Below are 1,329 nucleotides of genomic sequence, written 5' to 3' on the forward strand. Positions count from 1 at the left end.
TCGTCTAATCGGTCAAGCCGTTTGCCAAGGTGCTCGTAGTCGATCTTCTTTTGCGCATCGTTGTCGTCTTCGAGGTCAGGACGGGTCCAGCCTCAGCATGGCGCCAGATCGCCGGCCTCTCGATGTGGTTCCCGTGTTCCAGATGGTCACGAAGCGGGTCACGAGATGGCCGTGGCCGCACCCTGGCGGGGCGGCAGCTCGGAAAGCAGATATCAGGCCATGGCAGTCACCTTTGGGTCAAAGCCTCGCCCGTCGATCCACATCCGGTGCAGGATCACCGCCAGCTTGCGGGCCAGCGCAACGCGCGCCTTCCAGAAGCCCGATCTCCGGCCGATGGCGGCAGCCCAGTCCTTCAGCGCCGACGCCTGCGAGGTCCGCGACAGCATGACATTGGCCGCTTCGAACAGCAGCTTGCGGGTGAGACGATCTCCGCACTTGGAGATGCGGCCGTTGATGTCGACCTCGCCCGACTGGTAGCGACGCGGAGTGAGACCGAGATAGGCGCCGACATCCTGCGAGCGTCGGAACCGGTGAGGATCCTCGATGGTGGTCATGAAGCTGACGGCCGTCAGCGGTCCGACGCCGGGCATCGTCATCATCAAGCGGCAGGCGCCGCTTTGCCGGGCAACCCGGGCGAGCTGCTTGGCAATGGCAAGCTGTTGCTCCCGCAATGTGCTCAGCATCGCCAGTAGGCTCTCGAACAGTGCGGCGACCACCGGATCGTCCGGCAGCGTTGCCCGGACCTGACGTTCGAAGGTGCCACCCTTTCCGGGTCCGACCAGAATGCCGAAAGTCTTCGCCAGGCCGCGTATCTTGTTGATGAGCGCGGTGCTCATGCCGACCAGCTGGTCTCGCGTGATCAGGAGCGCACGCAACCGGTGCGTATCCATCGAGCGAACAGCGACCGGCCGGTACCAGCCCGAGCGGACCAGCCGTGCCAACCCAAACGCGTCGTTGCGGTCCGTCTTGTTCATCTGCAGCTTCAGCGCTGCCGCAGCATGCCTGGCATGAAGACACACCACCGGCAGCTCTCGCTCGGTCAATGCGTGCCACAACCACACGGTCATCGGGCCCGTCTCGATACCGATCCTCACGGCTCCTGCGGCCCTCCGCGCCAGCACGGCCGCAATAGCGTCCGGGTCCGTTCGCGACTTACCGTCCCATATGCGATCGCCCGTTTCGTCCACGACGCAGATCGCGGTCTCCTTCATCGACACATCTAGGCCAACATAGCAGGTCATCTTCCGTCCTCCTCTTCAGGGGACGACAGGCTATCCCAACGAGCACCGCTCCTGATTACGCCATGTGGTTCACCGACCAGCCCGCCGC

1 protein-coding gene is annotated in these 1,329 nt (G+C 64.0%); it reads right to left on the reverse strand.

Going from position 1 to position 1,329, the window contains the following annotated elements; genetic code table 11:
* Positions 1-212 precede the first annotated feature (212 nt).
* Positions 213-1,241: an IS110 family RNA-guided transposase gene (locus GGR48_RS17855; RefSeq protein ID WP_020493465.1), complete on the reverse strand. Its 1,029-nt coding sequence runs from the start codon at positions 1,239-1,241 to the stop codon at positions 213-215.
* Positions 1,242-1,329: the final 88 nt, after the last annotated feature.

The organism is Sphingomonas pseudosanguinis, assembly GCF_014196255.1.
GTDB classification, from domain to species: Bacteria; Pseudomonadota; Alphaproteobacteria; order Sphingomonadales; family Sphingomonadaceae; genus Sphingomonas; species Sphingomonas pseudosanguinis.

Bases quoted from the DNA above. Each gene is read 5' to 3' on its own strand.
- GGR48_RS17855 (WP_020493465.1), bottom strand. From the start codon at position 1,241: ATGACCTGCTATGTTGGCCTAGATGTGTCGATGAAGGAGACCGCGATC.